Origin of the sequence: Shewanella sairae (assembly GCF_023283535.1) — a bacterium.
Classification (GTDB): domain Bacteria; phylum Pseudomonadota; class Gammaproteobacteria; order Enterobacterales; family Shewanellaceae; genus Shewanella; species Shewanella sairae.
Genome location: NZ_JAKILT010000134.1, coordinates 1 through 2,658, shown reverse-complemented (window position 1 = coordinate 2,658; position 2,658 = coordinate 1). Strand labels below are relative to the sequence as shown.

Sequence of the window (2,658 nt, the reverse complement as noted above, 5' to 3'; positions counted from 1 at the left end):
ACGGTTCGTTGGCGCGTGACGCCTACCGTATCAGGCTCGGGGGTTAACAAGCGCACCCAACTTATTATCAAGCCAACCGATGTAGATCTAAGCACCACGCTCACCATCGCCACCAATAAACGCATATATCAGGTCAAGCTTGTATCAGATAAAGACAAGTGGATGCCGATTGTGAACTTTGAGTACCCCGAAGCAAGGGCGGCGCAGTGGGCGAAGTACCAACAAGATATGCAGGTTGAAACCCAGCTTAACACCTTGCCCGATGGTCAACGTGTCCCTGAGCTTGATTTCAACTATGACGTATCCGGTAAAGCGAATTTCAAACCGCTACGGGTTTACAACGATGGTCAAAAAACCATTATTGAAATGCCGGCGAAAGTCGAGCACCGCACTCTACCGACCTTATTAGTGGTGAACGGCAATCAACAAGAGCTGGTGAATTACCGTTATAAAAACAGCTACATTCAAGATGGCCGCCGTATTAACGGGCGTTTCATTGTCGATCAACTGTCATCAGCGATCATGTTAGTGGTCGATGTGGGCGGCGATCAGGAATCCATCTTAATTGAGTATGAGGGCGAATAATGCGTAAACTGATTTTAGTGTTCACCCTCATATTAATGGCAGGTTGCAGCACCTCACCCCGTAACTATTTCAACTTTTCCTTATCAGATAGCGAAGAAACACTGATCGCATCAGATCTAGCATGGCTGATAAAAGAGAAACATGGCGCAGCGGCCACGTTCGAGTTTGATTACCCGATGTGGTCTACCAGTACCTCGTTTTCCGAAGCGGTAGAAACCGCGCTACGCAAACAAGGTCTAGCGTTGTACGTAAGAACTATCAGCGAAGAAGAACCGGTCGCCAAGACTCACAACGAACTGTATTACACCCTTGATACACTGAATGAAGGGCAACTCTACATTCGTGTCATGGTTAACGACCGCTTCTCATTTCAACGCATTTGGTTACGGGATCACAATGAAATACTCAGACCATTAGCGACAACCAGTGTCTTTGAGGGGGTATCCGGTGAGTAGTGTTAACCCAATCGTCAATCAAGATCCCAACTCCCATCACCCCAACAAAAAATCCTTAAAAAAGCAGCTGGTTGTTTTTGGTAGCTGTATTTTGGGTTTTATTGTGCTGTTAATGCTGTGGGCGCTTGCCAGTAAAGGCGCCGACACATCAGGCAGTGGGGCAGAGGCTGAGCAAGCCGCTGCGGCAGATAAGCGCAGCAGTGAAGGGGAAGTACCTGAATTGGTCGCTGTGAACCTGGATAAAACCACGACCATCAAACCCAAAAGTGAAGAGGCAGAGCTCATACCACCGCCGCAAGTGGTGCCGGTTGTTGTACCTCCGCCAGTGTTAACTCTCGATATGCAGCGCTCAATGGCCTATCAGCAACAAATGCTCGATTACCGTCAACAGCAATTAATGAGTGCCATGGCCAGCGATACAGTGGTGCAACTTAAGAGCCCGCAAAGTAACGCTCAAGCAACCAATGATGCCTTGTCGCAACTGGATGCACAGGCGCAAATGCTGCAAGAACGCATTGCACAGCAATCCGCGATGCCGACAACGACGGCAGGGTTAGAAAGCTACGGTGCAGCACAACCCAATCATCAACAACAAAAGCGGGCCTTTATGGAGGAGCATCGCCAAATTGATTACCTACAGCACACTAAGGAAGCCTCAATCAGTCCTTATGAGCTTAAGGTGGGAACGGTTATCTCTGCTACATTAATCAGCGGGATCAATTCGGACTTAGCCGGTCAAGTTATTGCTTCGGTAAGCCAGAATGTCTATGACAGCGGCAGTGGTGCGCATTTGCTTATCCCTCAAGGCAGTAAGCTATACGGGGTCTATGATAGCCAAATCGCTTATGGTCAATCGCGAGTATTACTGGCATGGAGCCGGATAAACTTTCCTGATGGTTCAACGCTTAATCTTGAAAACATGGGCGGCATGGACACACAAGGGTATGCAGGGTTTGAAGATGAGGTTGATAACCACTACTTCAAAATCTTTGGTAATGCTTTGCTGCTTGGCATGATCTCCGGCGCCGCTCAAGCGGGTGTCAGTGATAACGGCGACAGCGATACACCTAGCGCGATTGCAGACGGTGTAACCCAACAGTTTGCCCAAACCGGTAGCAGTCTTATTCAGAAAAACTTAGACGTGCAACCGCGCATTATTATTCGTAACGGTTACCGATTTAACGTGATGGTCAATAAAGACGTCCTGTTAAGCCCATATATCCCACGCCGTTAACCCCAACTTAAACTCTATAAAGGTTTGCCATGAAAAACATAATCACGGCGGCACTACTGTGCGCGCCATTTGCACTTCACGCTGCTCATTTTGAACAAGAATCCGTGTCATTTGATAAAGACGGAAAACCCGTCATTAATGCGCAATTAAAACTTCCGCCTATCACTGCTCGTGCAGCTGCACATCAAGTGACTGCGCAAGCACTAGAGCCAAGTGCAGTGACTATCAACAAACAAGTTCACTCACAAACAAAAGCACCTTTGAGTGTTGAAGCAGCTAAGCCGGTGGTTTACCAGCATTCACACTTCATCTATCCCGATGAAAGCTACTTTGATGCCATGAACCGCTGGTTTGCCAAAGACAAGTTCACTCAGGTTGCATGGA

3 protein-coding genes and 1 pseudogene are annotated in these 2,658 nt (G+C 47.9%); all 4 read left to right on the top strand.

Annotation, left to right across the window (positions count from 1 at the left end):
- A partial coding sequence (locus L2748_RS23445) for a TrbG/VirB9 family P-type conjugative transfer protein (protein ID WP_248957801.1) occupies window positions 1-585 on the top strand: 585 nt, incomplete at its 5' end.
- A complete protein-coding gene (locus L2748_RS23440; protein WP_220783484.1) occupies window positions 585-1,040 on the top strand; it encodes a hypothetical protein in 456 nt (151 codons plus the stop codon). The genes L2748_RS23445 and L2748_RS23440, both read left to right, overlap by 1 nt.
- Window positions 1,033-2,274 (top strand): TraB/TrbI/VirB10 family type IV secretion system protein, encoded by a 1,242-nt coding sequence (locus L2748_RS24585; RefSeq protein WP_220783485.1) that lies wholly within the window; start codon window positions 1,033-1,035, stop codon window positions 2,272-2,274. Before L2748_RS23440 ends, L2748_RS24585 begins: the two co-directional genes overlap by 8 nt.
- Window positions 2,275-2,303: 29 nt before the next feature.
- Window positions 2,304-2,658: pseudogene (locus tag L2748_RS23430) on the top strand (hypothetical protein); the annotation flags it as partial.